The organism is Fulvimonas soli (assembly GCF_003148905.1).
GTDB classification, from domain to species: Bacteria; Pseudomonadota; Gammaproteobacteria; order Xanthomonadales; family Rhodanobacteraceae; genus Fulvimonas; species Fulvimonas soli.
This window is the reverse complement of sequence record NZ_QGHC01000004.1, coordinates 154379-179863: the sequence shown is the minus strand read 5'-3', so window position 1 is coordinate 179863 and position 25485 is coordinate 154379. Positions and strand designations below refer to the sequence as shown.

Below are 25485 nucleotides of genomic sequence, written 5' to 3'. Positions count from 1 at the left end.
TAATTCCGGTCTTATCCGCTTGCAAGGAACGACCATGCTGGACCCGGTGCTGCTGCGCGGCCAACTCGCCGAAACCGCCGCCCGCCTGGCGGAGACGCGCGGCTACGCGCTCGACGTGGCCGCGGTCGAGGCGCTCGAGAACGAGCGCAAGCGCCTGGCCACCGAGACGCAGGAGCTGCAGAACCTGCGCAACACCCGTTCCAAGGCGATCGGCCAGGCCAAGGCCAGGGGCGAGGACGTCGCGCCGCTGATGGCCGAGGTCGCCGGCATCGGCGACAGGCTCAAGGCCAACGAGCAGGCGCTGGCCGAGGTGCAGGCCCGGCTCGCGGGCATCGCGCTCGGCATCCCCAACCTCCCGCACGAGTCCGTGCCGCGGGGCAGGGACGAGCACGACAACCGGGAAGTGCTGAAGTGGGGCGAGCCGCGCCGCTTCGACTTCGAGGTGAAGGACCATGTCGACCTCGGTGCCCGCCACGGCTGGCTGGACGGCGAGGCCGGCGCGAAGCTCTCCGGCGCGCGCTTCACCGTGCTGCGCGGCCAGCTGGCCCGGCTGCACCGCGCGCTCGCCCAGTTCATGCTCGACCTGCACACCCGCGAGCACGGCTACCTGGAATGCAACGTGCCGCTGCTGGTCAACCCCGACACCATGCAGGGCACCGGCCAGCTGCCCAAGTTCGAGGAAGACCTGTTCGCCACCCAGGTGGGCGAGTCGAAGCGCTACCTGATCCCCACCGCCGAGGTGTCGCTGACCAACCTCGTGCGCGACAGCATCCTCGACGCCGCCGAGCTGCCGCTGCGGCTCACCGCGCACACCCCGTGCTTCCGCGCCGAGGCCGGCAGCTACGGCCGCGACGTGCGCGGCATGATCCGCCAGCACCAGTTCGAGAAGGTGGAGATGGTGCAGGTCGCCCGCGCCGCCGACTCCTACGCCCAGCTGGAGGAGATGGTCGGCCACGCCGAGACCGTGCTCAGGAAGCTCGGCCTGCCGTACCGCAAGGTGCTGCTGTGCACCGGCGACATGGGCTTCGCCGCGGCCAAGACCTACGACCTGGAAGTGTGGCTGCCCAGCCAGGGCGCCTACCGCGAGATCAGCTCCTGCTCCAACTGCGAGGACTTCCAGGCCCGCCGCATGCAGGCCCGCGTGCGCAACCCGGACACCGGCAAGCCGGAGCTGGTGCACACCCTGAACGGCTCCGGCCTCGCCGTGGGCCGCACCCTGATCGCGGTGATGGAGAACTACCAGAACTCCGACGGCTCGATCACCGTGCCCGAGGCGCTGCGCCCGTACATGGGCGGCCTGGAGGCGATCGCCTGAGGACGGCGACTGCGGCGTGGGCCGCTGGCCGCGACGATGCCGTCCATCCTTGCTAGGATGCGTGGGCATGTCCCGGGACGTCATTCCCGCGGAGGCGGGAATCCAGTGCCGCGGTGGCGATGAGGCCAAGGGCACGGCTATTGAGCCGAAAAGCGGAAGACAGGGAAGCCGCCGGGCAAGCCAGCGAAGCGGTGCGCCGAGCGCGCCGGCAACCATGCGATCGGAGAGATGGCCGAGCGGTTTAAGGCACCGGTCTTGAAAACCGGCGAAGGGTCAAACCTTCCGTGGGTTCGAATCCCACTCTCTCCGCCAAGTTTCGTGAAAAGGGCTGGTCCCGCCTTCGGCTCTCGTTGAATCAAACTAGCGGAAGGTGGCGTGCCTCGGGCATCGACCCGACGCGCTTGGCATCCAAAGAGCAAGGAGTCCAAGCTCAGGGTGACGTGCTTGATGGCTTCGCCATGAGGCTCTCGCGTGAGCCGGCAAGCCGTATCGAAGAAGCCAGCCTCAGTGCTTCGTTGCCGCCGGACTGTCCATCGTCGCCGGCGTGGCGCCGGCATGGATTGCGGAGCTGCTGCTCGATGCCGCGGCAGGCGCGGCGGCGGAGCTTGTGCCGGCCGGGTTGCTGGCCCAGTGCTGGTCCTGCACCTGCATGCTCCTGTCCATCAGGCTGTCGCGGGTCTTCTCGCTGGACTTGTCCGCCTTGGCACCCGTGGAGGCCGCGGTGGAAGCGTCGTCGCGGTGGGCGTGGCAGCCGGCCAATGCCAGCAGGCAGAGCAGGGAAAGAGTCTGGATTTTCATGCGGGGACTCCGGCAGCGAAAGCCGCACTCTGGCTGCATTTCGCTGAAGCGGACGTCAATGGGCGCATCTGCAAGGGCTTCCCGTTGCCACGCCATGCTTTCGCGTTCGGCTTGCCGTCGCATGGGTACGGTGGCACCGTTGGCCTTCGTCTTGCCGACCGCGTCCGCAGAGGCCGCCTTCCATGCGTTTCCCGTGTCTGCATTTGCCCGCAGCCTTGCTGGTGTTCCTGGCGCTGGCCGTGCCCGCGCACGCCGACCAGCACTACTCGAACGAGGTGTTCTTCGACACCAGCCTGGCGGCGGGTTCCTATCCCTACAGCGAGGGCGCCATCACCGCGCCCAGCACGCTGGCGCTGGTCGACGGCAAGCTGCCGGTGACGACCGAGCAGTACGTCAGCGGGCCGAACGCGCTGAAGCTGGCCTGGCGGTCCGCGCCAAACGGCGCCTGGGACGCGCGGATCAACGTCTACCGCTGGCGCAACCGCGACACGCTGTGGGCGGGCGACACGCTGTACCTGTGGCTGTGGAGCGAGGAGGGCATCGCCGCGGCCGACCTGCCGCGCATCGCGCTGGTCGCCACCGAGCGCGGCGGCCGCCTGTTCGGGCTGGACGTCGCGCACACCGCGCCGCGGCCGCTGGCGGATTTCAGCGGGGCGATCCCCGCCCGGCGATGGACCCGCGTGCGCATCCCGCTCACCAGCTTCAAGGCCGATTCCGCCGAGCCGTTCGACCCGCGCCGCCTCGGCGCGGTGGTGTTCTCGCAGGGCGCGGCGAACGGCAAGGCGCACACGCTGTACCTGGACGACCTGCGCATCCAGGCGGACGCCGGTTCCGCCACGCCGCCGCCGGCGCCCGCGCGGCTGCGGGCGCGCGGCTACGAGCGGCACGTGCTGCTGCAATGGGACGGCGTGGCCGACCCGGACGTGGCGCAGTACGTGGTCTACCGTTCCCTGAACGGCGGCGCGTGGAAGCCGGTCGGCGTGCAGCGCTACGGCGTGAGCCTCTATTCGGACTACCTTGGCGACCCGCACGCGAAGGCGGCGTACAAGGTGTCGGCGCGCACCTCGGCGCTGGCCGAGTCGCCGCCGTCGAACGAGGCCGACGCCGCGACGCATCCGATGAGCGACGACGAGCTGCTGACGATGGTGCAGGAGGCCAGCTTCCGCTACTACTGGGACGCGGCCGAGCCGAACTCCGGCATGGCGCGCGAGTCGCAGCCGGGCGACGACGACGTGATCGCCACCGGCGCCAGCGGCTTCGGCATCATGGCGATGATCGTGGCCGCCGAGCGCGGCTTCATCACGCGCGAGCAGGCGGTGGACCGCATGCTGAAGATCACCGGCTTCCTGGCCCGCGCCGACCGCTTCCACGGCGCCTGGCCGCATTTCATCAGCGGCCGGACCGGGCGCGCGGTGGCGCTGTTCATGATCTACGACGACGGCGCGGACCTGGTCGAGACCTCGTTCCTGATGCAGGGCCTGCTCGCCGCGCGCGGCTACTACACGCGCGACACGCCCGAGGAGCGCGAGCTGCGCGCGCGCATCACCCGGCTGTGGGAAGGCGTGGACTGGGACTGGTTCCGCGCCACCGCCAGGCGCGACGCGCTGTACTGGCACTGGTCGCCCAACTACGGCTTCCACATCGCCAACCGGCTGCAGGGCTGGAACGAGGTGATGATCGCCTACCTGCTGGCGATCGCCTCGCCGACCCATCCGTCGCCGCCCGGCATCTACCGGACCGGCTACACGCGCGAGGGCACCGGCGAGCCCTACGGCGTGCCGCACGACTACTACGGCATCCGGCTGACGCAGACCTACTACCCGCCCACCGCCACCTCGCCGGGTTCGCCCGGGCCGCTGTTCTTCACCCACTATTCGTACCTGGGCTACGACCCGCGCGGCGTGCGCGACCGCTATTCCAACTACTTCTCGAGCAACCGCGACCAGTCGCGGGTCAGCCGCAAGTACGCCGAGGCCAACCCCGGCCACTTCAAGGGCTACGGCGCCGACAGCTGGGGCCTGACCGCGGTGGACGGCCCCGACGACGAGTACCACGAGTACAAGCCCTTCCTCACCGACGACGGCACCCTCGCGCCCACCGGCGCAGTGAGCGCCTACGCCTACACGCCCGCGGCCTCGCTGGCGGCGATCCGCCACTGGTACCGCGACCTCGGCGCGCAGCTGTGGGACATCTACGGCTTCCGCGACGCCTTCAACGAGCAGGTGAACTGGTACTCCGGCATCGCCATGGGCCTCAACCAGGCGCCGCAGGCGGTGATGATCGAGAACGGCCGCACCGGCCTGGTCTGGCGCGCCTTCATGTCCAATCCGGAGATCCGCAGGATGCAGCTGGCGATCGGGCTGGTGCCGGACCGCGATTGAACGCTTGCCGCGCCGTGCTTGGCCGATCCAGCGGGGACAGCACAGAAAGCGGGATCGGGAAACAAGACTTTAGGGAGAGCTCTCATGCAAGGAACCATCGCGCAGTTGGCCGCGCTCGTAGTCCATGGCAACGGATTCCTGGCGGGTGCCGTCGATGATGCGGCGCCCTTTCCCCCGAGCACGATGAATTTCTGCGAATTCGTCAGGTTCGTCGATGCGAGGCGCGGGGCGGCCGGATGGGAGGAAACGGCGTTCGCCCCCGATCCGCTGGCCTGGCTGCATCGACTCAGGGAAAACGGGACGCACGCCTTGAGGCTGATGCATGCGCCTACGGATGGAACCGCCGTCGACGGCGGCAAGATCCCCGACCGCATGCTCGCCGGCTTCGTGGGCGGTGGCGGCTTATGGCATCTCGAAGCGCTCGGGGAAACCGGCGCGGATCACTGGCAAGGACGCTGGAAGGTCGGCGACCGCAACCATCCCGACCGGAAGGTCTGGCAGGTAACCTATGGCAGGGTCGCCAGGAACCAGCCGATCGCAGGCTTGCCTCCGATCGACCTGGAAGCGTTGAAGCGGACGTTGGCCGGCAGCCTGTCCGCGACTGCGGCCTTTGCGCGGGAACGGAAGCTGGATGGCTTCGCCGGCGCCTTCGAGAACGCCCTGGATCGGCTGGACTCGCCCGTGCCGGCGCGGGAGCTGTTCCACGCTGACCTGTGCGAGGCGCCGTGGCTCCCGTTGCCTGCGTCACAGCTGCTGGCGGCGGCGCAGCCGGCCTGGGTGTTCGGCGGCATGGGGTCGTGGAACGACCTGGGATTCGAGGAGGGCCTGCAGGCCACCTACGAACGGCTTTCCGAGGCCCTCTACGACGGGCTCAACCGAGCCATCGTCGCCGCGGCGAACGCATCGATGCCGGACGCGCTCCCTTCCGCGAGGCGGAAGCCGGCAAGGCCGCGACGATGGTGGCGCCTCTGGGGCTGAAGCGGCGTCCGGCAAGGGACAGCCGGGTGGACTGCGCGACCCCGGCACAGCCTGCGATCCCTACGGCAGCGCATGGCCCGCCGCGCGCGTTAAGATCGCGGTTTGCTCATGCTGCCAGGAGTCATCGCGTGATCATCAATCCCAAGGTGCGCGGGTTCATCTGCACGACGGCCCATCCGGTGGGCTGCGAGCGGAACGTGCTGGAACAGATCGAGATCACCAGGGCCCAGGGCGACCTGGGCGAGGGCCCGAAGCGGGTGCTGGTGATCGGCGCGTCCACCGGCTACGGCCTGGCCTCGCGCATCACCGCCGCCTTCGGTTACGGCGCCGCCACGCTGGGCGTGTTCTTCGAGAAGCCTTCCAGCGAGACCAAGACCGGCACCGCCGGCTGGTACAACGCCGCCGCGTTCGACAAGTTCGCCAAGCAGGCGGGGCTGTACAGCAAGTCGATCAACGGCGACGCCTTCGCCGACGAGACGCGCGCCAAGGCCATCGAGATCATCAGGAACGAGATGGGCGGCCAGGTGGACCTGGTGGTCTATTCGCTGGCCTCGCCCGTGCGCAAGATGCCAGGCACCGGCGAGGTGGTGCGCTCCTCGCTCAAGACCATAGGCGAGACGTTCACCGCCACCTCGATCGACACCAACAAGGACACCGTGGTGCAGGTGTCGGTGGAGCCGGCCACCGGGAAGGAGATCGAGGACACCGTGAAGGTGATGGGCGGCGAGGACTGGGCGCTGTGGATCGACGCGCTCTCCGCCGCCGGCGTGCTGGCGAAGGACGCCGTCACCATCGCCTACAGCTACGTGGGCACCTCGATCACCTGGCCGATCTACTGGCACGGCACGCTGGGCCGCGCCAAGCAGCACCTGGACAACACGGCGAAGCAGCTCACCGAGAAGCACAAGGCCGAGGGCCTGCACGCCTACGTGGGCGTGATGAAGTCGGTGGTGACCCAGGCCAGCGCGGCGATCCCGGTGATCCCGCTGTACGTCTCGATGGTGTTCCGCATCATGAAGGAGAAGGGCATCCACGAGGGCACCATCGAGCAGATCAACCGCCTGTTCCGCGACCGCCTCTACCGCAAGGACCGCCAGCCGCCGCAGACCGACGAGGAAGGCCGCCTGCGCCTGGACGACTGGGAGCTGCGCGAGGACGTGCAGGACGCCTGCAAGGCGCTGTGGCCCACGGTGACCACCGAGAACCTCAACCAGCTGACGGACTACGCCGGCTACAAGCACGACTTCCTCAGGCTGTTCGGCTTCGGCCGCGACGACGTGAACTACGAGGAGGACGTGGATGCGGACCGGAGGTTCGACTGCATCGAGCTGTGAGGCGGGGGCTTCGCGGTTCCTGTCCGCTTAGGGGGAAAGGCGCCGGCGACGGCGCCTTTCTTTTTGGGCATGTCTCCGGGTGCGGACGCTTTCCCGGAAGCCGGACACTCCAGCCGTCATTCCAGCGAAAGCTGGAATCCAGTGAAATACGTCGTGCGCAGCACTCGAATCAGGTTTTGCGTGCTTCGCACGGTTACTCGACTGGATTCCGGCTTTCGCTGGAATGACGCCGGAAGGTCATGCGGAGCGAGGCAGGCGCGAACGCCCGGAACCTCGTATTGCGGCCTATCCCATCCTCTCCGCACCCCCAGCTGCCGGATACCGCCGCAGCAGCCACGCCAGCACCGGCGGCGTCACCATCGCGGTGAGCAGCGACATCGCCACGATCAGCGCATAGGTGCGGTCGCTGAACACGCCCGCGGCCAGGCCCAGGCTGGCGATCACCACGCCCACCTCGCCGCGCGGCACCATGCCGAAGCCGACGATGGTGGCACCGCGGCGGCCCAGCGACAGCGCGCCGAGGAAGCCGCCGGCCAGCTTGGAGACGATGGCGATGGCGGTGACGGCCGCCAGCGCCAGCAGGGCATCCGGGCTGGCCAGCTGGCGCAGGTCGATCTTGCTGCCGGTGACGACGAAGAAGAACGGCGTGAGCAGCGCCAGCAGGGGCCGGGTCTGCTGCTCCAGCGCGTGCTGCTGGCGCGTCTCCGAGGCGATCATGCCGGCGAGGAAGGCGCCGATGATCGCGGCCAGCCCGAACAGCGTGGAGACGTAGGCCAGCCCCAGGCACAGCGCCAGCACGATGGCCAGTGCCGAGTGCGGGCTCTGCGGCTTGTCCAGCCAGGCGGAGTTCCAGCGCATCACCCGCGCGCCGCCCAGGCCGATCACCGCGATGAAGCCCACCGCGCCGGCCAGCACCATTGCCAGGTGCGACAGGTCGAGGCCGCCGCCGCCCTGCAGCGACACCACCACGCCGAGCAGCAGCATGGCGAGGATGTCGTCGATCACCGCGGCGCCGAGGATCACCTTGCTCTCCGTGCGCTGCAGCGCACCCAGCTCCTGCAGCACGCGCGCGGTGATGCCGGCCGAGGTGGCGACGAAGGCGGCGGCCACGAACAGCGACTTGCTCCAGTCGAAGCCGCTGCCATGCGCCCACAGGCCGCCCAGGCCGAACGGCACCAGCACGCCCAGCACGCCGACCAGGAAGGCGGCCTTGCCCACGCGCTTCAGGTCCTCCAGCCGCGTCTCCAGGCCCACCGCGAACAGCAGCAGCACCACGCCGATCTCGGCCAGCACGTCCAGCGGCGTGCCGGTGGCGATCTGCCCGGGCGTGATCCAGCCGAGCACGGAGGGGCCGACCACCGCGCCGGCGGCGATCTCGCCGACCACGCCGGGCAGCCGCAGGCGCTGCGCGATCTCGCCGCCCACCTGGGCGGCCACGAAGACGATGAACAGGGTGAGCAGGATGTCGCTGGCGTGGTGCATCTCGGACCGTCGGGCGGGGGCGTCCGCCCGATCCTACACGCCGCGCCGCAGCGGGCGAACCGTCAGGCGGCGCGGGCGGCGGCGGTCGCCGGGCGGTCCGGGCGCAGCTGGCTGAAGATGCGGCTGGCGCCGGCGGTGATCGCGGCGAGGATCAGCACCGTCCAGCGGAACGCCACGATGTAGTCCTCGTGCGCGTGGCCCCGCAGCAGCGACTCCATCAGCAGCGTGGACAGCGCGATGCCGAAGCTCATCGACAGGTACTGCGCGGTGGAGGCCATCGACGAGGCCATCGCCGCGTGGCGGATGTCCAAATCGTGGTAGATCAGCGTGTTCATCGCGGTGTACTGCATGCCCATGAAGCTGCCGTAGACGAACACCAGCAGCGCGATCAGCCACATCGGCGTCTCGCGCCCGAACAGCGCGAAGGAGGCCAGCAGCACGGCCACCACCAGCGTGTTGGTCAGCAGCAGGCGGCGGTAGCCGAAGCGCACCAGCACGCGGTTGATCAGCCACTTCGCGCTGATCGAGCCCAGCGCCTGCGGCACCATCATCAGGCCGGCCATCAGCGGCGACCAGCCGCAGCCGACCTGCAGGAACAGCACCAGCAGCAGGAACATGCCCGACACGCCCAGCCGGGTGAACAGGTTGCCGGCCAGCGACACCCACACGCTGCGCACGCGCAGCAGCGACAGGTCCGCCACCGGGTGCGGCGCGCGCCGGCTGTGCCACACGTACAGCGCGCCGAACAGCAGCGCCAGCGCCGCGCAGGCGCCGATCAGCCGCCACACCACGCGCTCGCCGCCGACCAGCTCCGAGGCGGTGAGCAGCAGCGCGGAGGCCGCGGCGAACAGCAGGAAGCCGAGGAAGTCGAAGCGGTGCGCGCGGTCCAGCCGGTAGTCGGGCATGTCCTGCTGGTTCATCCACAGCCCGGCGACGCCCACCGGCACGTTGATCAGGAAGATCAGCCGCCACGAGGCGAACTCGGTCAGCGCGCCGCCGAGCAGCGGCCCCAGCACCGAGCCGAGCAGGCCGAAGGTGGCCACCGTGGCCATCACGTGCACGAACTCGCGCTTGTCGAAGCTGCGCACCAGCACGTAGCGTCCCACCGGCATCAGCGAGGCGCCGCCGATGCCCTGGAGCACCCGCGAGGCCACCAGCTGCGGCAGGTTCTGCGAGATGCCGCACAGCAGCGAGCCGACGCCGAACACCGCGATCGCCGCGCCGAACACCCGCCGGGTGCCGAAGCGGTCGCACAGCCACGGGCTGGCGGGAATCAGGATCGCCAGGGTCAGCACGTAGCTGGTCAGCGCGGTGCGCATGCCCAGCGGGGTGACGCCCAGCGCCTCGGCCATCGCCGGCACCGCGGTGTTGACGATGGTGGAGTCGAGCGCCTGCATGAAGAACGCGGCGGCCACCAGCCAGATCAGGCCGCGGCTGGAGCCGCGCGCGCCGGCGCCGACCGCCGCCGCGTCGTCGGCGGATGCGGCGGCGACGGGGGAGGAGGCGGAGTCGTCCGGCATGGCCCGCCCATGATAGCTGCTGTGACAGCTTGCATTCCCGGGCAGGCATGGCCAGAGTCAGGGCGGTTTCATCTTCCGCGCGCGCCGGGCCTCGGTCCGGCGCGCCGCTTTTTCGGTACCGGAGTCCGCGCATGACCTTGCCACCCATCGTGCTGTCGCGCCTCGACGTCGAGCGCATCGAGGCATTGCTGGAGCGCCTGCCGCCCGCCGAGGCGGCGCGGCACGAGGGGCTGCGCGCCGAGCTGGAGCGGGCCGAGGTGCGCGAGCCGGAGGCGATGCCGCCCGACGTGGTCACGATGAACTCGCGCGTGCGCTTCGAGGACGGGCAGGGCGGCGAGCTCGCCGTCACCCTGGTCTATCCCGCCGCGGCCGGCGCGCCGGGCACGGTGTCGGTGCTGGCGCCGGTGGGCAGCGCGCTGCTGGGCCTGGCGCGCGGGCAGGAGATCGACTGGCCGATGCCGGACGGCCGCCTGCGCCGCCTGCGCGTGGTGGGCGTGGAGTGGCAGCCGGAGGCCGCGGGCAGGCTGCACCGCTGATCGGCTGGCTGGTACGACCTGGCGCCGCCGCATGATCCGTCATCCCGGCGCAGAGCCGGCCGCGGACCTGATCCGGGGCTGGGGTCCAGTAGTGAAGGAATTCATCCGGACCGTAAGGCGCTGGATTCCGGCTTGCGCCGGAATGACGGGCGGATGCGCCGACGTTGAGGCAGCGGCTTCCCTGGCCGCCGCGTTTGCAGCGCGGGCGCCCGAGCCTCCCGCTGATGCGATGGCGCCATGCCGCGCCGCCCAGCCGCTAAACTCGGCGGCATGAGGAAGCCCGCATGACCGACGCACCCGTTCCCGCCGCCGTCGCGGCGCGCGCCGCCAGGCTGCGCGCGCGGATCGAGGACGCCAACCACCGCTACTACGTGCTCGACGACCCGGACATCACCGACGCCGAGTACGACCGCCTGCTGCGCGAGCTGGAGGCGCTGGAGGCCGAGCATCCCGCCCTGGCCACGCCCGACTCGCCCACGCACCGGGTCGGCGCGCGCGCGCAGGGCGGCTTCGCCGAGGTCAGGCACGCGATCCCGATGCTCTCGCTCAACAACGCCTTCGAGCAGCCGGGCGAGGACGACCGCACGCGCTTCCGCGAGGTGGCCGAGTTCGAGCGGCGCATCGAGCAGACGCTGGACCGGCGCGAGCCGGTGTTCTCGGTGGAGCCCAAGCTGGACGGCCTGGCGATCAGCCTGCGCTACGAGGACGGCGTGTTCGTGCAGGGCGCCACCCGCGGCGACGGCGCCACCGGCGAGGACGTCACCGCCAACCTGCGCACCGTGCGCGCTATCCCGCTGCGCCTGCGCGGCAAGGGTTGGCCGCGCGTGCTGGAGGTGCGCGGCGAGGTGATCATGCTGCGCAAGGACTTCGAGGCGTTCAACGAGCACGCCCGCCGGCACGGCGAGAAGCCGCTGGCCAACCCGCGCAACGGCGCCGCCGGCTCGCTGCGCCAGCTCGACCCGGCGGTCACCGCGCGGCGCAGGCTCAGCTTCTACGCCTACGGCGTGGGCGAGGTGGACGGCTGGCGGCTGCCGCCCACCCACTCGGAGACGCTGGCGCAGCTGCGCGAATGGGGCTTCCCGGTGTCGTCCGAGGTGGGCACCGCGCGCGGCTTCGACGGCCTGATCGCCTACTTCCGGCGCATCGGCGCCAAGCGCGACAGCCTGCCGTATGACATCGACGGCGTGGTCTACAAGCTGGACGACTACGAGGGCCAGCGCGCGATGGGCTACGTGGCGCGCGCGCCGCGCTGGGCGCTGGCGCACAAGTTCCCGGCGCAGGAGCAGACCACCACGGTGGAGGCGATCGAGATCCAGATCGGCCGCACCGGCGCCGCCACCCCGGTGGCGCGGCTGAAGGCGGTGCAGGTGGCCGGCGTCACCGTCACCAACGCCACCCTGCACAACGCCGACCAGGTGGCGCGGCTGGACGTGCGCGTGGGCGACACGGTGATCGTGCGCCGCGCCGGCGACGTGATCCCCGAGGTGGTGCGCGTGGTGCCCGAGCACCGGCCGCCGCACGCCAGGCCCTGGCACATGCCCGCGCACTGCCCGGTGTGCGGCTCCGCGCTGCTGCGCGAGGAGGGCGAGGCGGCCTACCGCTGCTCCGGCGGCCTGGTCTGCGCGGCGCAGCGCAAGGAGGCGCTGATCCACTTCGCCTCGCGCCGCGCGATGGACATCGAGGGCATCGGCTCGCGCTTCGTCGACGCGCTGGTGGACTTCGGCTACGTGCACACGCCGGCCGACCTCTACAGGCTCGCGCTGGACGACTTCCTGGAAATGAAGCGCCGTGCCGACGAGCGCGACGGGACGACGCCCGAGACGGTGAAGCAGGGCAAGATCGCCACCAAGTGGGCGGAGAACCTGATCGCCGGCATCGACGCCAGCCGCCGCACCACGCTCACCCGCTTCCTCTACGCGCTGGGCATCATGCACATCGGCGAGAGCACCGCCAGGACGCTGGCCGCGTGGCTGGGCCGGCTGGAATTCGTGCGCAGCATGCCGGCGCCGGTGCTGCGCGTGCTGCCCGACATCGGCGACGAGGTGGCCGGCTCCATCGCCGGCTTCTTCGCGCAGAAGGGCAACCAGCAGGTGGTGGACGCGCTGCTCGCCGCCGGCATCGTGCTGGCCGACGAGGGCGATCCCGACCCGCGCCTGCGCGGGAAGCTCGACCTCGGCGTGCTGCTGGACGCGGCGAGGATCCCCAAGCTCGGCCCCAAGAGCACGGCGCTGCTGGCGCAGCACTTCGGCACGCTGGACCGGCTGCTGGAGGGTGGCGAGGCGCACTGGATCACCGCCGGCCTGCCGCAGGCCGCCGCCGCCGGGCTGGCCGCGCACCTGGCGCACGCCCGCGCGGTGAAGGAGCTGCGCGAGGCGGAGGCGGCGATGCGGCGCCTGCTCGACGCGATCCCGGCCGCCGCGAAGGCGGCGCGGGCGCCGCTGGCGGGGCAGACCGTGGTGCTCACCGGCGCGCTGGCCTCGCTCACCCGCGACCAGGCCAAGGAGCGGCTGGAGGCGCTGGGGGCCAAGGTGGCCGGCTCGGTGTCGAAGAAGACCAGCTTCGTGGTGGCCGGCGAGGAGGCCGGCTCCAAGCTGGACAAGGCGAAGGAGCTGGACGTGCCGGTGTGGGACGAGGCGCGGCTGCTGGCGCTGCTGGCCGAGCACGAGGGCGGCAGGTGAGCGGGGAGGCGTTCGCCGCGCTGCGCCTGCGCGCGCGGCTGTATACGCTGGTCCGCGCCTTCTTCGCCGAACGCGGCGTGCTGGAGGTGGAGACGCCCGTCCTCTCCGCCGCCGGCAACACCGATCCGCACATCGAGAGCTTCGGCACGACCTTCGGCGGCCACGTCGACGCCGGCGCGCGCGAGCGCTGGCTGCGCACCTCGCCGGAGTTTCCGCTCAAGCGCCTGCTCGCCGCCGGCCTGGGCGACTGCTACGAGCTGGGCCGGGTGTTCCGCAACGGCGAGGCCGGCGGGCGGCACAACCCCGAGTTCACCATGCTGGAGTGGTACCGCGTGGGCTGGGACCACCGGCGGCTGATGGACGAGACCGTGGCGCTGGTGCGCGAGGCGCTGGCTCTAGTGGGGCGGCGCGCCGAAGTGCGGGTGACGAGCTACCGCGAGCTGTTCCTCGACGGGCTGGGCCTCGACCCGCTGCGCGCGGACACCGGCACGCTGGCCGCGCCGCTGCGCGGGAGCATCGACCCGGAGGGCCTGACCCGCGACGACTGGCTGGACCTGCTGCTCACCCACAGGCTGCAGCCGGCGTTCCCGCGCGACCGCATCACGGTGATCCACGACTACCCGGCCACGCAGTGCGCGCTGGCGCGCATCCGACATGACGACCCTCCGGTGGCCGAGCGCTTCGAGCTGTATCTCGGCCCGCACGAGCTGGCCAACGGCTACCACGAACTGAACGACGCCGCCGAGCAGCGCGCGCGCTTCGAGCGCGACAACGCGCGGCGGCGCGCGCGCGGCCTGCGCGAGGTGCCGGTCGACGAGCGGCTGCTGGCCGTGCTCGACGCGCTGCCGGACTGCGCCGGCGTGGCGCTGGGCGTGGAGCGCCTGCTGATGTGCCTGGCCGGCACCGACGCCATCGCCGACGTGCTGGCGTTCCCGTTCGCCGAGGCCTGAGCCGCGTTCAGTCCAGGCGCGCGATGCGCGACGCGCGGTTGATCCAGACCAGGTAGAGCTCGATGCCGGCGAACAGGCCGAGCACCGCTGCCGCGCCGGCGGGGCCGGCCACGTCGTGGGCGAAGCGCGCGGACACGTACAGCAGCACCAGCAGGCTCTGCCCCATGCCGACCAGGCCGGGCGTCCGCGACAGCGGCCCGCGGTGGTAGCCGATCCAGAACGCGAAGCGGGCGAGGATCCAGACGACGGAGGTCGCCGTCACCGCACGCATCGATGCGCCGTCCCCGCAGTACTGCGCCAGCCCCAGCAGGCCGGGGATGAACAGCAGCAGCTGCTCCAGGGTGTTCTGCAGGTAGCGCAGGTTGACCTTCATGCGTGCCGATTCGGCGCCGGCCAGCGGATCCATCGCGGGCGTGACGAAGCGCTCGTGGGCGACGGCCTCGATGCCCGGCGCGAAGCACAGCAGCACCGACACGCAGCAGCAGCCGACGGCGTACCACAGCCGGTCCGGCCACGCCTGCATGCCCGGCACCGGCGGCAGGCCGTAGCGCAGGGCGAGCCAGAGCAGCAGGGCGATCGCCGCGGCGGCCGGCATGCCGCGCATGAGCGTCCTTCGCCGGGCGCGTACATCCTGCAGGTCGTTCGCCTCGCTCATGCCGGCGCCTCGTGGGGGCCCGGCCACGCGGGCCGGGCCCCGGGATCCAGGCTCAGTCCTGCCGCTGTTCCAGCAGGTAGCGGTAGATCAGGCCGCCGACGATGCCGCCGACCAGCGGCACCAGCCAGAACAGCCACAGCTGCTGCACCGCCCAGCCGCCCTGGAACAGCGCCACGCCGGTCGAGCGTGCCGGGTTCACCGAGGTGTTGGTGACCGGAATGCTGATCAGGTGGATCAGCGTCAGCGCGAGGCCGATGGCGATGCCGGCGAAGCCGGCCGGCGCGCGCCTGTCGGTGGCGCCGTGGATCACGATCAGGAAGAACGCGGTCATCACCAGCTCGCAGACGATCGCCGCGTGCATCGAGTAGCCGCCCGGCGAGTGCTCGCCGTAGCCGTCGGAGGCGAAGCCCGAGGCCGCGGCGTCGAAGCCGGGCTTGCCGCTGGCGATCACGTACAGCACCGCGCCCGCGGCGATCGCGCCAACCACCTGCGCGATCACGTAGGGCACCACGTCCCGCGCCGGGAAGCGGCCGCCGGCGCACAGCCCGACGGTGACGGCGGGATTGAAGTGCCCGCCCGAGATGTGGCCCACCGCGTACACCATGGTCAGCACGGTGAGGCCGAAAGCGAGCGCCACGCCCGCGAAGCCGATGCCCAGCTGCGGGAACGCCGCGGCCAGCACCGCGCTGCCGCAACCGCCCGTCACCAGCCAGTACGTGCCGAAGAACTCGGCCGCCAAACGCTTGCCCATGCCCATCGCGATTCTCCTTGCAACGTGGAAGGGAATGCCGAAACGCACAGCAGGAACGCAGCGGCGCAGCGGATGCGCCGCCGGCGCAGGCTAGCAGAACGGCGACGCCCCGGTGCGGCTGCCGGGGAGGCCGCCGGCGCCGCGGCGCCGGCGGCCCTCCGCTCAGGGCGCGTCGAAGCGCAGCGCCAGCGCGCGGCGCTCGACCAGGCCCATCGCCGGCTGGTCCTGCAGGCGCAGGTCGCGCAGCTCGTATGGCGCTCCCACGCCGCGCAGGCTGGCGGCGTCGTAGTGCAGCACCAGCGCGGCATTGCCCGGTTCGAGCCAGGCGGCCGACTGCGCGTAGGCGGCCGGCACCATCCGCCCGTGCGCGTCGCGGCCGTACAGCACGGCGGAGGCCGCGTAGCGGCTGGCCGATGCGGCGGCGACGCCGAGGCGCACGTCGAGGCCGCGGTCGGCCGCGCGGCGGACCTCCGCCGCGCCGTCGAGCCGCGCGTCCGGCGTCGCCGCGGTGAACACGGTGGTGGTGTCGCGGCGCACCGCGTGGCCCTGGCCATCGTCGCCCACGGTGAAGCTGTGGACTTCCCACAGGCCCGGCGTGGCGGGCACGGCGGCGGGCGCGATCTCGGCGGCGAAGCTGCCGTCGGGCTGGCGGCGGTAGTCGAGCAGGGTGGTGCTGCCGTCGGGCGCGCGCAGGAAGCCGCCGGCGGCCTGCAGCGGGCGGTCGCGCTCGCCCTCCTGCATGCCGACGCGCAGGTGCAGGCGCTGGCCGACGAGCAGGTCGTCGCGGTCGGCGCGCGCGGTCACGCTGAAGGCGCTCTGCGGCTCGAACACGTGCACCACGTAGCGGCCGCTGGCGGTCGGCGCCTGCAGCGTGGCCGTGCCGCTGCCCAGCTCGGGGCGCAGCTTCATCACCAGCGTGGCGTCCGGCACGGCCATGCCGGCGGCGCGCAGCGACGCGGCGTCGGCGAGCTGGCTGGCCGCCTGGTCGGCGCCCAGCGTCCGGCTGCCCAGCCGCAGGCGCACCGCCGACGGCTGCAGGCGGCCGCCCGTGCCGTCGCCGGGGCTGAGGCGGATCACCGCGCCGGGTGCGCTCAGCGGCAGCTCGACGCCGCGCTGCAGTTCGGTGGCGGAGACGTCGGTCCAGTATTCGCGGCTGCTGCGCGCGAAGGGTTGCGGCCGCGCCTGCAGCGCGGCGTCGCGCGGCAGCGGCCAGCTCACGCTGACCGGCTGGCGTTCGACATGCACGCGCGGCTGCGCGACGGCCTGCGCCGCCGGCGCGACGGTGGTGCGCGGCAGCAGCGTGGCGGGCACCATGTCGCCGTCCTGCGGCGGCAGCAGGGCACGGGTGGCGGACAGCGCGGGCAGGGCGGCGCCGAGCGCGCAGAGGGCGAGGACGAGCTTGTTCCGTGTCTGCATGGCTTAGCCCCGGATGTCGTTGGCGAGCGTGGCTTCCAGCCCGAAGCAGGCGCGCCGGCTCTGGTTGTGGTTGAGCACCTGGCCGCCGCTGGTGCGCTGCGTGTCGCGGAACCAGACGCTGCCGGCGGCCGCGGCGCTGGTGCACTCGATGAAGCCGTCCGAGCAGCTGCTCAGCCAGTTCTGGGTGATCTCCAGCCCCACGCTGTCGGCGTAGCCGCCGCAGTAGGCCTGGCTGCTGAACGGGCTGGACGCCACGTCGGTGCCGACCACGTCGCGGAACGGCACCGGCAGCGCCGGCCGGCCCGCGGTGCCGAGCAGGTACTGCTGGTTGTAGGTGGCCATCCAGCCGACCTGCTGCTGGCGCACCGCGTCGGTCTTGTAGCCGAGCAGCCAGCCCAGCGAGCTCTCGAACACGTTGCCCGCGATCACCGCGTCGGCCAGCGGCGTGCCGGCGCTGGAGGGCGCGATCGCGTCCACCTTGACGATGCGCCGGATGATGTCCGGGTAGCGCGCGTCCCAGGTCGGGTTGGACAGGATCCAGCGCATCACGTTGCCGCCGTTGGAATGCGTGATGACGATCAGGCGGTCGATGTTGCGGCTCTGGATGAAGCCGGCGAGCTGCGTGGCCAGGCAGCCGGCCGCGCGGTCGTCCCACATGTACTGGTCGAAGTCGCAGTTGACCACCAGCAGGTTGTTGCGGTCGGCGAGGCCGTTGCGGATGCCCTCGACCATGGCGGCCTGCCAGTAGTCGTCGTAGGCGTCGGTCTGGTGGCCGGTGCCGTGGACCAGGGCCACGCCGGTGGCGGCCTGCGCCCCGGCGGCGGCCAGGGCAAGGGACAGCAAGCATGTCATGCGTCGCACGTTGGTTTCTCCCCTCGGAGCGGCTTGCGCCGCGCTGGAAGCCGACCCGCGTGCAACGGACGGAAAAGCCAACCACCTCGTCCCTGCAGGAAGGCCGACCGGATGATGGGCGCCGCGACCGGCGCCCGCCTGCCGCGCGGGCTCTCCCCTCGGAACCATTCGGCGGCGCATGGAATCTAGCCCCGCCGTGTGACAAGGGCATGCCGCAGCGCCGCAGCCGGGCGGGGCAACGCTTGGTAATGTGACGCCTTTCGCCTTCGGGGAGCCGTCCGTTCCGATGAATACCGTCCCGCTCGCCGCCGCCCCGGCCGACCGGCTGCTCGCGCGCGACCTGCGCACGCTGGCGCTCGCCGCGCTGGGCGGCGCGCTGGAGTTCTACGACTTCGTGGTGTTCGTGTTCTTCGCGCTGCCGCTGAGCGAGCTGTTCTTCCCGCAGGGCACGGCGCCGTGGCTGGCGCAGGCGCAGGTGTACGGCATCTTCGCCGCCGGCTACCTGGCGCGGCCGCTGGGCGGCATCGTGATGGCGCACTTCGGCGACCGCTCGGGGCGCAAGCGCATGTTCACGCTCAGCGTGTTCCTGATGGCGCTGCCCACGCTGGCGATCGGCCTGCTGCCGGTGTACGCGAGGATCGGCGTGGCGGCGCCGCTGCTGCTCCTGCTGATGCGCGTCGTGCAGGGCATCGCGGTGGGCGGCGAGGTGCCGGGCGCGTGGGTGTTCGTGGCCGAGCACGTGCCGCGCCGGCGCGTCGGCTTCGCCTGCGGCTGCCTCACCGCGGGGCTCACCGTGGGCATCCTGATCGGCTCGCTGGCGGCGGCGTGGATCGACCGCCACCTCGCGCCGGCCGAGGTGCTGGCCGGCGGCTGGCGGCTGCCGTTCCTGCTCGGCGGCGCGTTCGGCTTCGTCGCGGTGTGGCTGCGCCGCTGGCTGGGCGAGACGCCGGTGTTCGTGGAGCTGCGCGAGCGCAAGGCGCTCAGCCGCGAGCTGCCGCTGCGCGTGGTGCTGGCCGGCCACCGCGGCGCCGTGCTGCTGTCGATGCTGGCGACCTGGACGCTGACCGCGGCGATCGTGGTGCTGGTCCTGATGCTGCCCACGCTGGTGCAGAAGGGCTTCGGCATCGCGCCGCCGCGCGCCTTCCTCGGCAACAGCCTGGCCTCGGCGGCGCTGGCGCTGGGCTGCGTGGCCTTCGGCACGCTGGCCGACCGGATCGGCAGCGGCCGCGCGCTGTGCCTGGGCTCGCTCGGGCTGCTGCTCGGCACCGCGGCGCTGTTCGCCGACCTCGCCGCGGGCGGCGCGCACTTCCTGCCGCTGTACGCCGCGCTCGGCTTCCTGGTCGGCATGGTCGGCACGGTGCCGGCGGTGATGGTGGAGCGGTTCCCGCCGGCGGTGCGCTTCTCCGGCGTGTCGTTCGCCTACAACGTGGCGTATGCCGTGTTCGGCGCCGGCACGGCGGGCCTGGTCGGCCTGTTCGCCGCCTGGGCCGGGCGGATGGCGCCGGCCTGGTACGTGGGCTTCACGGCGCTGCTGGGCGCCGCGGTGGGCGCGTACCTGTCGGGCGGCGCGAGGCGCGGGGCGCGCCGCTAGTTCCGGAGCAGGCGCGACACCCCCGCTCCCTCTCCCCGGAGGGGAGAGGAGGCGCGGCGGCCGGCCGGCTTGGCCAGGGTCGCGGGCGCTAGAACTCCAGCTCCTGCGTCGCGCACAGGTAGTCGATCATCGGCGCCAGCCGCTTGTAGCACTCCACCGTCCACGGCAGCAGCTCGGCCGAGCAGGCGAAGGCCTCGTCGAAGTCCTCGCCGGCGGCGAAGTCCTTGCGCTTCAGGTCCTCGATCAGCTCGTGGTTCGGGTCGAAGCCGCGCGGCGGGCGGCTCAGCGACTCGCCCCAGAAGGTGAAGCGCTCGCGGAACGCCTTGCCGTGCGTGGCGCGCTTCCACGCGGCCGGGTTGTCGGCGAGGAAGGCGCGGATGCGCTTGAGCGCGTCCGGCTCGGGATGCCACATGCCGCCGCCGGCGAAGCACTCGCCCGGCTGGATGTGCAGGTAGAACGAGGGTGCCGGGATCTCGTGCCGCCGCTCGTGGAAGAAGCGCGCGCCCTGCCAGGGCTTGTACGGCAGCTTGTTGTTGGAGAAGCGCGTGTCGCGGTAGATGCGGAACAGCGAGCTGCCGTTCCTGCGCGCGTCGGCGCGGTAGTGCGGGCTGATCTTCGCCAGCGGCGCGGCCATGTCGGCGATCAGCGCCAGGAACGGCTCGCGCACGTGGCGCTCGTAGTCGGCCTTGTGCGCGGCGAACCACTCGCGGTTGTTGTTGCGGTCCAGGCCGCGCAGGAAGCGGAAGGTGGCGGGCGTGAAATAGGCTCGGTGGGGCATGGCGTCGTCGGGTCAGGCGGAAAGCGGCAGGAGTTCGGCGGCCAGCTGCTCGCCCCAGGCCTGCAGCCGGTCGAGCAGCGGCAGCTTGCCGGCGGCGGCCGGGTCGACGCGCAGCTCGGCCAGGCGGGCGAAGTAGTCGTCGAGGGTGAGCGTGGTGAGCGGCGTCGGCCGGGTCAGGCGCGCGCGGCGGAACGCCTCCCAGCGCTCGCGCTCGGCGGCGTCGAGCGTCTCCGGCCAGTTGCGCGCGCGGTAGCGGAACAGCAGCTCCGGGTAGCGCGGGTCGCGGAACGGGAACGCGCGCCGGCCCAGCTCGGCGGGCGGCGTGCCGCGCACCTCGGCGAGCAGGCGCTTGTCGGCGTCGGGCAGGAAGCCGGCGTACAGCGCCAGCTCCGGGTCCTCCGGCGGCGGCAGCTCGGCGGCGCGGGCGAACACGCGGCGCAGCTTCGCCGCCAGGCCCTCGGCGCGCGCGAGCAGGGCGCGGTGGCCCAGCGCCCGCTCCACGTCCAGCCCCAGCCGCGCCAGGTCCACGCCCTTGAGCGCCGACAGCGGCGCCAGCGCCGGCGCGTGGTTGGCGCGCACGGTGCGCAGCGGGATGCGCTCGACGTCCTCCGGCAGGTCGGCGCGCGCGGTGAAGATGCGGTCGGCGATCTCGTCCTCGTCCAGGTCGAGCCAGCCGGCCGGGTCGGCGGCGAGGTCGTACACGATCACCTCGCTCGGCCGGCTCGGATGCAGCGCCAGCGGCGCGATCAGCGCCAGGCAGTGCCGGCTGGCCGGGTAGCGCGAGGACACGTGCACCAGCGGCGTCATCCCGGCCACGTCCAGCAGCTCGAACACGCGCTGCTTGCGGCGCAGCGCGAAGTGCCAGTCCCACAGCCGCGGCTGGCGCACGCGGATCAGCCGGGCCAGGTCGACCAGCGCGTACACGTCCGACAGCGCGTCGTGCGCGTGCTCCTGGCGCAGCCCGTTGGCCGCGGCGAGGTGCTCGAGCCTGAAGCTGGGCGAGCCGTCCTCGCGCAGCGGCCAGGCGATGCCCTCGGGGCGCAGCGCCTGGCACATGCGCGCCAGGTCGATCAGGTCCCAGCGCGAGTTGCCGTTCTCCCACTCCCGCGCGTAGGGATCGTGGAAGTTGCGGTAGAGCATCTGCCGGGTGAACTCGTCGTCGAAGCGCAGCGAGTTGTAGCCGGCGCCGCAGGTGCCCGGCTCGGCCAGCTGCTCGTGCACGCGCGCGGCGAACTCGGCCTCGCCGAGCCCCTCGCGCTCGGCGTCCTGCGGCGCGATGCCGGTGATCAGGCTGGCGTCGGGCGAGGGCGGCATCTCGCGCGGCGGCCGCGCGTAGAACATCACCGGCTCGCCGACGATCTCCAGCTCCATCGTGGTGCGGATGCCGGCGAACTGCGCCGGCCGGTCGCGCCGCGGGTCGGCGCCGAAGGTCTCGTAGTCGTGCCAGAAGAACGTCTGCATGAACGGATCATCGCACGGCCGGAGGCGCGCCATGCGCTGCTGCTAAACTGGCCGCTTGCAGGGAGGACGCATGAACCAAGCCAACGACGAGAACCTGATCTGGATCGATCTGGAAATGACCGGCCTGGACACGGATGCCGATTCCATCCTGGAGATCGCCACCATCGTCACCGACAAGGAACTCAACGTGCTGGCCGAGGGGCCGGTGTTCGCGATCCGCCACGAGCTGGACCGGCTGGAAGGCATGGATGCGTGGAACCGCAACCAGCACCGCAAGTCCGGCCTGTGGCAGCAGGTGCTGGAGTCGCCGACCGACCACGCCCAGGCCGAGCAGGCCACGCTGGAATTCCTCAGGGCCTGGGTGCCGGCCGGCAAGTCGCCGATGTGCGGCAACTCGATCTGCCAGGACCGCCGCTTCCTGCACCGGCAGATGCCGCGGCTGGAGCGCTACTTCCACTACCGCAACCTCGACGTGTCCACGCTCAAGGAGCTGGCCCGGCGCTGGGCGCCGGCGATCGGCCGCGGGGTGAGCAAGGAATCGGCGCACACCGCGCTGTCGGACATCCGCGACTCCATCGAGGAGCTGCGCTATTACCGCCGGCACATGGGCGCGCTGGGCGGGCAGGCCTGAAGGCGAGCGGCCGATGATCGACACCGACCCGTTCGCCCCCGTGCTCGACTGCAACGGCCGCCGGCTGGCGCTGGACCGGCCGCGCGTGGTCGGCATCCTCAACGTCACCCCCGACTCCTTCTCCGACGGCGGCGCGCACGCCGACGTCGACGCGGCCGTGGCGCACGGGCTGGCCATGGCCGGGCAGGGCGCGGACATGCTCGACGTGGGCGGCGAGTCCACCCGCCCCGGTGCCGCCGAGGTGCCGCTGGAGGAGGAGCTGCGCCGGGTGATCCCGGTGGTCGAGCGGCTCGCGGCGGAAACCGCGCTGCCGATCGCGGTGGACACCTCCAAGCCCGAGGTGATGCGCGCCGCGGTGGCCGCCGGCGCCGGCATGGTCAACGACGTCTACGCGCTGCGCCGCGAGGGCGCGCTCGACGCGGCGGCGGAACTGGGCGTGCCGGTGTGCCTGATGCACATGCTGGGCGAGCCGCGCAGCATGCAGGACGACCCGCGCTACGACGACGTGGTGGGCGAGGTGCACCGCTTCCTCGCCGACCGCCTGTTCGCCTGCGAGCTGGCCGGCATCGACAAGCGCAGGGTGATGGTCGACCCCGGCTTCGGCTTCGGCAAGACGCTGGAGCACAACCTGGCCCTGCTGCGCGCGCTGCAGCGCTTCGCCGACCTGGGCAGCGGGGTCTACGTGGGCCTGTCGCGCAAGTCGATGATCGGCGCGCTGACCGGCCGCCAGGTGCCGGCCGATCGCGCGGCCGGCTCGGTGGCCGCGGCGCTGGTCGCGGTGCAGCGCGGCGCGCGCATGGTGCGCGTGCACGACGTGGCCGCCACCGTCGACGCGCTGGCGGTGTGGCGGGCGGTGAAGGCCGGCGACGCGCCGCCGCGGCGCGACGAGCGCCCGGCCATGCCGCGCTGGCCGGACGACGAATAACCAGAACGAGGCGCACGGGGCGCCGCAGGGATCCCTCCATGAACCAACGCAAGTATTTCGGCACCGACGGCATCCGCGGCCAGGTCGGCCGGTGGCCGATCAGCGCGGACTTCATCCTGCGCCTGGGCCGCGCCGCCGGCGCGGTGCTCGCGCGCGGCGCGCAGCGGCGGCCGCTGCTGCTGATCGGCAAGGACACCCGCGTGTCCGGCTACATGTTCGAGTCGGCGCTGGAGGCCGGCCTGGTCGCCGCCGGCGCCGACGTGGGCCTGCTCGGCCCCATGCCCACGCCGGGCGTGGCATTCCTCACCCGCTCGCTGCGCGCCTCGGCGGGCATCGTCATCAGCGCCTCGCACAACCCGCACCAGGACAACGGCATCAAGTTCTTCTCCGCCGACGGCGAGAAGCTCTCCGACGAGATCGAGCTGGCGGTCGAGCAGGAACTGGAGGCCGAGTTCACCACCGTGCCCTCGGAAAAGCTCGGCAAGGCGCGCCGCATCGACGACGCGGTGGCGCGCTACGCGGAGTTCTGCAAGGCCACGGTGGCCGAGGACTTCAGCCTGCGCGGCCTGAAGGTCGTGCTGGACTGCGCCAACGGCGCGACCTACCAGGTGGCGCCCAAGGTGTTCGCCGAGCTGGGCGCCGAGGTGAGCGCCATCGGCGACCGCCCGGACGGCTTCAACATCAACGCCGGCGTCGGCTCCACCCATCCGCAGGCGCTGCAGCAGGCAGTGCTGGCGCAGGGCGCCGACCTCGGCGTCGCCTTCGACGGCGACGGCGACCGCGTGCAGCTGGTCGACCGCCACGGCGTGCTCGCCGACGGCGACGACATCCTCTACGTGCTGGCCCGCGACTGGCAGGCGCGGGGCCTGCTGGAGGGCCCGGTGGTCGGCACGCTGATGAGCAACTACGGGCTGGAGCAGGCGCTCGCCCGGCACGGCATCCCGCTGCTGCGCGCCAACGTCGGCGACCGTTACGTGCTGCAGCAGCTCAAGGCGCACCGCGGCATCCTCGGCGGCGAGACGTCGGGCCACATCCTGTGCCTGGACCGCGCCACCACCGGCGACGGCATCGTCGCCGCGCTGGCCGTGCTGGAGGCGCTGGCGCGCGGCGGGCAGGATCTCGCCGCGGCGCGGCAGGGCCTGGCCAAGCTGCCGCAGGTGATGCGCAACGTGCGCTTCGCCGGCGACGCCAGGGCGGTGCTGGGCAGCGCGCCGGTGCGCGCCGCGGTGGCCGACGCCGAGCGCGCGCTGGCCGGGCGCGGGCGCGTGTTCCTGCGCGCCTCGGGTACCGAGCCGCTGATCCGCGTCACCGTGGAGGCCGCCGACGCCGGCGAGGTGGCGCGGATAGCCGCCGGGCTGGCGGACGTCGTAAAATCCGCCGCCGAACGCTCGTGAACCAGCGGGCGCCGCGCGCGCGGCGCCCGCCCCAGGTCGCCAAGGATTGGCCCGACGTGCCCCGCCCCTGCGGTGGCGGAACAAGACGACCGCACGCCCACCTGGACACGACAGCCATGAAAAACGTTCCCACCCTCGACATCCGCCGCTACGACACCGACCGCGACGCCTTCGTCGCGGAGCTGGGCGCGGCCTACCGCGAGTTCGGCTTCTGCTGCATCAGCGGGCACGGCATCCCGCGCGAGCTGGTGGACGGTGCCTACGACGCCTTCCAGCGCTTCTTCGCGCTGCCCGCCGAGGTCAAGCTGAAGTACCACGTGCCCGGCGGCGGCGGCGCGCGCGGCTACACCCCGTTCAAGGTGGAGACCGCCAAGGACAGCCAGTACCCCGACCTCAAGGAGTTCTGGCACATCGGCCGCGAGATCCCGCGCGGCTCCAGGTTCGCCGACGTGATGCCGCCCAACCTGTGGCCGGAGGAAGTGCCGCAGTTCAGGGAATACGGCTACGGGCTGTACGAGGCGCTGGACCAGCTCGGCACCCGCGTGCTGCGCGCGCTGGCGCTGCACATCGGGCTGCCGGAAAGCTACTTCGAGGACAAGACCGACCAGGGCAACTCGATCCTGCGGCCGATCCACTATCCGCCGATCACCGAGGAGAACATCCCCAACGTGCGCGCCGGCGCGCACGAGGACATCAACTTCATCACCCTGCTGGTCGGCGCCAGCGCGGAAGGGCTGGAGGTGCTCACCCGCGAGGGCGGGTGGCTGCCGATCACCACCCAGGGCGACGCCATCGTGGTCAACATCGGCGACATGCTGCAGCGCCTGACCAACCACGTGTACCCGTCCACCACCCACCGCGTGGTGAACCCGCGCAACGAGAACGCGCGCAAGCCGCGCTACTCGGTGCCGTTCTTCCTGCACCCGAACCCCGACGTGGTGCTCGACCCGCTGCCGCAGTGCGTGACGCCGGACAACCCGAGCCGCTACGCCACCTCGATCACCTCGCACGAGTACCTGCAGCAGCGCCTGCGCGAGATCAAGCTGATCTGAGCAGCGC

The 25485-nt window shown here is 72.0% G+C and carries 21 protein-coding genes and 1 tRNA gene; 13 read left to right on the top strand and 9 right to left on the bottom strand.

Translation table 11 applies throughout. From position 1 onward, the window contains the following. The first annotated feature begins 34 nt into the window (after positions 1-34). Both serS and C7456_RS06460 read left to right on the top strand, forming a co-directional pair. Positions 35-1315 (top strand): serine--tRNA ligase, encoded by a 1281-nt coding sequence (serS, locus tag C7456_RS06465; protein ID WP_109722928.1) that lies wholly within the window; start codon positions 35-37, stop codon positions 1313-1315. Between the two features lie 222 nt (positions 1316-1537). Next, positions 1538-1627, top strand: a tRNA-Ser gene (locus C7456_RS06460). Between the two features lie 192 nt (positions 1628-1819). Here C7456_RS06460 and C7456_RS06455 read toward each other — a convergent pair. Next, positions 1820-2113, bottom strand: a complete 294-nt coding sequence (locus C7456_RS06455) for a hypothetical protein (RefSeq protein WP_109722927.1) — start codon at positions 2111-2113, stop codon at positions 1820-1822. A gap of 203 nt (positions 2114-2316) precedes the next feature. On the opposite strand from C7456_RS06455, the gene C7456_RS06450 reads away from it, so the two are divergent. The 3 genes from C7456_RS06450 (at position 2317) to fabV (ending at position 6806) form a co-directional block, all read left to right on the top strand. Then, on the top strand, positions 2317-4494 hold the full coding sequence (locus tag C7456_RS06450; RefSeq protein WP_211306281.1) for a glucoamylase family protein: 2178 nt from the start codon (positions 2317-2319) through the stop codon (positions 4492-4494). An 84-nt stretch (positions 4495-4578) separates the two neighbouring features. Next, the gene (locus C7456_RS06445) at positions 4579-5472 is read left to right on the top strand and encodes a hypothetical protein (RefSeq protein ID WP_109722925.1); all 894 of its coding nucleotides are present in this window, start codon (positions 4579-4581) and stop codon (positions 5470-5472) included. Between the two features lie 128 nt (positions 5473-5600). Next, the gene (gene fabV, locus C7456_RS06440; RefSeq protein WP_109722924.1) at positions 5601-6806 is read left to right on the top strand and encodes an enoyl-ACP reductase FabV; all 1206 of its coding nucleotides are present in this window, start codon (positions 5601-5603) and stop codon (positions 6804-6806) included. 285 nt (positions 6807-7091) lie between these two features. Here fabV and C7456_RS06435 read toward each other — a convergent pair whose 3' ends face one another. Continuing rightward, the gene (locus tag C7456_RS06435; RefSeq protein ID WP_109722923.1) at positions 7092-8288 is read right to left on the bottom strand and encodes a cation:proton antiporter; all 1197 of its coding nucleotides are present in this window, start codon (positions 8286-8288) and stop codon (positions 7092-7094) included. Between the two features lie 62 nt (positions 8289-8350). After that, a complete protein-coding gene (locus tag C7456_RS06430) occupies positions 8351-9808 on the bottom strand; it encodes an MFS transporter (protein WP_109722922.1) in 1458 nt (485 codons plus the stop codon). A gap of 131 nt (positions 9809-9939) precedes the next feature. Between C7456_RS06430 and rnk the strand changes: the two genes are divergently transcribed. The 3 genes from rnk to epmA all read left to right on the top strand — a co-directional run bounded on the left by rnk (position 9940) and on the right by epmA (position 13972). Next, positions 9940-10344, top strand: a complete 405-nt coding sequence (gene rnk, locus C7456_RS06425; protein WP_109722921.1) for a nucleoside diphosphate kinase regulator — start codon at positions 9940-9942, stop codon at positions 10342-10344. A 284-nt stretch (positions 10345-10628) separates the two neighbouring features. Then, positions 10629-13022 carry an NAD-dependent DNA ligase LigA gene (gene ligA / locus C7456_RS06420; protein WP_109722920.1) on the top strand — a complete coding sequence of 798 codons (2394 nt, stop codon included), beginning with the start codon at positions 10629-10631 and terminating at the stop codon, positions 13020-13022. Beyond that, complete coding sequence (epmA, locus tag C7456_RS06415; RefSeq protein WP_109722919.1) at positions 13019-13972, top strand: EF-P lysine aminoacylase EpmA; 954 nt, start codon at positions 13019-13021, stop codon at positions 13970-13972. The genes ligA and epmA overlap by 4 nt, the downstream gene beginning before the upstream one ends. 7 nt (positions 13973-13979) lie before the next feature. Here the strand turns inward: epmA and C7456_RS06410 are convergent, their stop codons facing one another. The 4 genes from C7456_RS06410 to C7456_RS06395 form a co-directional block, all read right to left on the bottom strand. Next, entirely contained in the window at positions 13980-14576 is a 597-nt protein-coding gene (locus C7456_RS06410) for an MAPEG family protein (protein WP_170120190.1), read from the bottom strand. A gap of 103 nt (positions 14577-14679) precedes the next feature. After that, entirely contained in the window at positions 14680-15384 is a 705-nt protein-coding gene (aqpZ, locus tag C7456_RS06405; RefSeq protein WP_211306279.1) for an aquaporin Z, read from the bottom strand. Positions 15385-15540: 156 nt separating this feature from the next. Beyond that, positions 15541-16794 (bottom strand): DUF4785 domain-containing protein, encoded by a 1254-nt coding sequence (locus C7456_RS06400; RefSeq protein WP_109722917.1) that lies wholly within the window; start codon positions 16792-16794, stop codon positions 15541-15543. Positions 16795-16797: 3 nt separating this feature from the next. Continuing rightward, complete coding sequence (locus tag C7456_RS06395; RefSeq protein ID WP_109722916.1) at positions 16798-17646, bottom strand: alpha/beta hydrolase; 849 nt, start codon at positions 17644-17646, stop codon at positions 16798-16800. Positions 17647-17932: 286 nt separating this feature from the next. Between C7456_RS06395 and C7456_RS06390 the strand changes: the two genes are divergently transcribed. Next, positions 17933-19237, top strand: coding sequence for an MFS transporter (locus tag C7456_RS06390; RefSeq protein ID WP_109722915.1), 1305 nt, complete (start codon positions 17933-17935; stop codon positions 19235-19237). An 88-nt stretch (positions 19238-19325) separates the two neighbouring features. Here the strand turns inward: C7456_RS06390 and C7456_RS06385 are convergent, their stop codons facing one another. Beyond that, positions 19326-20015, bottom strand: a complete 690-nt coding sequence (locus C7456_RS06385; protein ID WP_109722914.1) for a DUF2461 domain-containing protein — start codon at positions 20013-20015, stop codon at positions 19326-19328. Positions 20016-20027: 12 nt separating this feature from the next. Continuing rightward, positions 20028-21476: an exodeoxyribonuclease I gene (sbcB, locus tag C7456_RS06380; RefSeq protein ID WP_109722913.1), complete on the bottom strand. Its 1449-nt coding sequence runs from the start codon at positions 21474-21476 to the stop codon at positions 20028-20030. A gap of 70 nt (positions 21477-21546) precedes the next feature. On the opposite strand from sbcB, the gene orn reads away from it, so the two are divergent. The 4 genes from orn (at position 21547) to C7456_RS06360 (ending at position 25478) form a co-directional block, all read left to right on the top strand. Continuing rightward, positions 21547-22107: an oligoribonuclease gene (orn, locus tag C7456_RS06375; RefSeq protein ID WP_109722912.1), complete on the top strand. Its 561-nt coding sequence runs from the start codon at positions 21547-21549 to the stop codon at positions 22105-22107. A gap of 13 nt (positions 22108-22120) precedes the next feature. Then, a complete protein-coding gene (gene folP / locus C7456_RS06370) occupies positions 22121-23032 on the top strand; it encodes a dihydropteroate synthase (protein ID WP_109722911.1) in 912 nt (303 codons plus the stop codon). A 38-nt stretch (positions 23033-23070) separates the two neighbouring features. Beyond that, the gene (glmM, locus tag C7456_RS06365) at positions 23071-24426 is read left to right on the top strand and encodes a phosphoglucosamine mutase (protein WP_109722910.1); all 1356 of its coding nucleotides are present in this window, start codon (positions 23071-23073) and stop codon (positions 24424-24426) included. Positions 24427-24542: 116 nt separating this feature from the next. Beyond that, positions 24543-25478 (top strand): isopenicillin N synthase family dioxygenase, encoded by a 936-nt coding sequence (locus C7456_RS06360; protein WP_109722909.1) that lies wholly within the window; start codon positions 24543-24545, stop codon positions 25476-25478. The last annotated feature ends 7 nt before the right edge of the window (positions 25479-25485 follow it).

Bases quoted from the DNA above. Each gene is read 5' to 3' on its own strand.
- serS (WP_109722928.1), top strand. From the start codon at position 35: ATGCTGGACCCGGTGCTGCTGCGCGGCCAACTCGCCGAAACCGCCGCC.
- C7456_RS06455 (WP_109722927.1), bottom strand. From the start codon at position 2,113: ATGAAAATCCAGACTCTTTCCCTGCTCTGCCTGCTGGCATTGGCCGGC.
- C7456_RS06445 (WP_109722925.1), top strand. From the start codon at position 4,579: ATGCAAGGAACCATCGCGCAGTTGGCCGCGCTCGTAGTCCATGGCAAC.
- C7456_RS06435 (WP_109722923.1), bottom strand. From the start codon at position 8,288: ATGCACCACGCCAGCGACATCCTGCTCACCCTGTTCATCGTCTTCGTG.
- C7456_RS06430 (WP_109722922.1), bottom strand. From the start codon at position 9,808: ATGCCGGACGACTCCGCCTCCTCCCCCGTCGCCGCCGCATCCGCCGAC.
- rnk (WP_109722921.1), top strand. From the start codon at position 9,940: ATGACCTTGCCACCCATCGTGCTGTCGCGCCTCGACGTCGAGCGCATC.
- ligA (WP_109722920.1), top strand. From the start codon at position 10,629: ATGACCGACGCACCCGTTCCCGCCGCCGTCGCGGCGCGCGCCGCCAGG.
- C7456_RS06410 (WP_170120190.1), bottom strand. From the start codon at position 14,576: ATGCGCGGCATGCCGGCCGCCGCGGCGATCGCCCTGCTGCTCTGGCTC.
- aqpZ (WP_211306279.1), bottom strand. From the start codon at position 15,384: ATGGGCATGGGCAAGCGTTTGGCGGCCGAGTTCTTCGGCACGTACTGG.
- C7456_RS06400 (WP_109722917.1), bottom strand. From the start codon at position 16,794: ATGCAGACACGGAACAAGCTCGTCCTCGCCCTCTGCGCGCTCGGCGCC.
- C7456_RS06395 (WP_109722916.1), bottom strand. From the start codon at position 17,646: ATGACATGCTTGCTGTCCCTTGCCCTGGCCGCCGCCGGGGCGCAGGCC.
- C7456_RS06390 (WP_109722915.1), top strand. From the start codon at position 17,933: ATGAATACCGTCCCGCTCGCCGCCGCCCCGGCCGACCGGCTGCTCGCG.
- C7456_RS06385 (WP_109722914.1), bottom strand. From the start codon at position 20,015: ATGCCCCACCGAGCCTATTTCACGCCCGCCACCTTCCGCTTCCTGCGC.
- sbcB (WP_109722913.1), bottom strand. From the start codon at position 21,476: ATGCAGACGTTCTTCTGGCACGACTACGAGACCTTCGGCGCCGACCCG.
- orn (WP_109722912.1), top strand. From the start codon at position 21,547: ATGAACCAAGCCAACGACGAGAACCTGATCTGGATCGATCTGGAAATG.
- folP (WP_109722911.1), top strand. From the start codon at position 22,121: ATGATCGACACCGACCCGTTCGCCCCCGTGCTCGACTGCAACGGCCGC.
- glmM (WP_109722910.1), top strand. From the start codon at position 23,071: ATGAACCAACGCAAGTATTTCGGCACCGACGGCATCCGCGGCCAGGTC.
- C7456_RS06360 (WP_109722909.1), top strand. From the start codon at position 24,543: ATGAAAAACGTTCCCACCCTCGACATCCGCCGCTACGACACCGACCGC.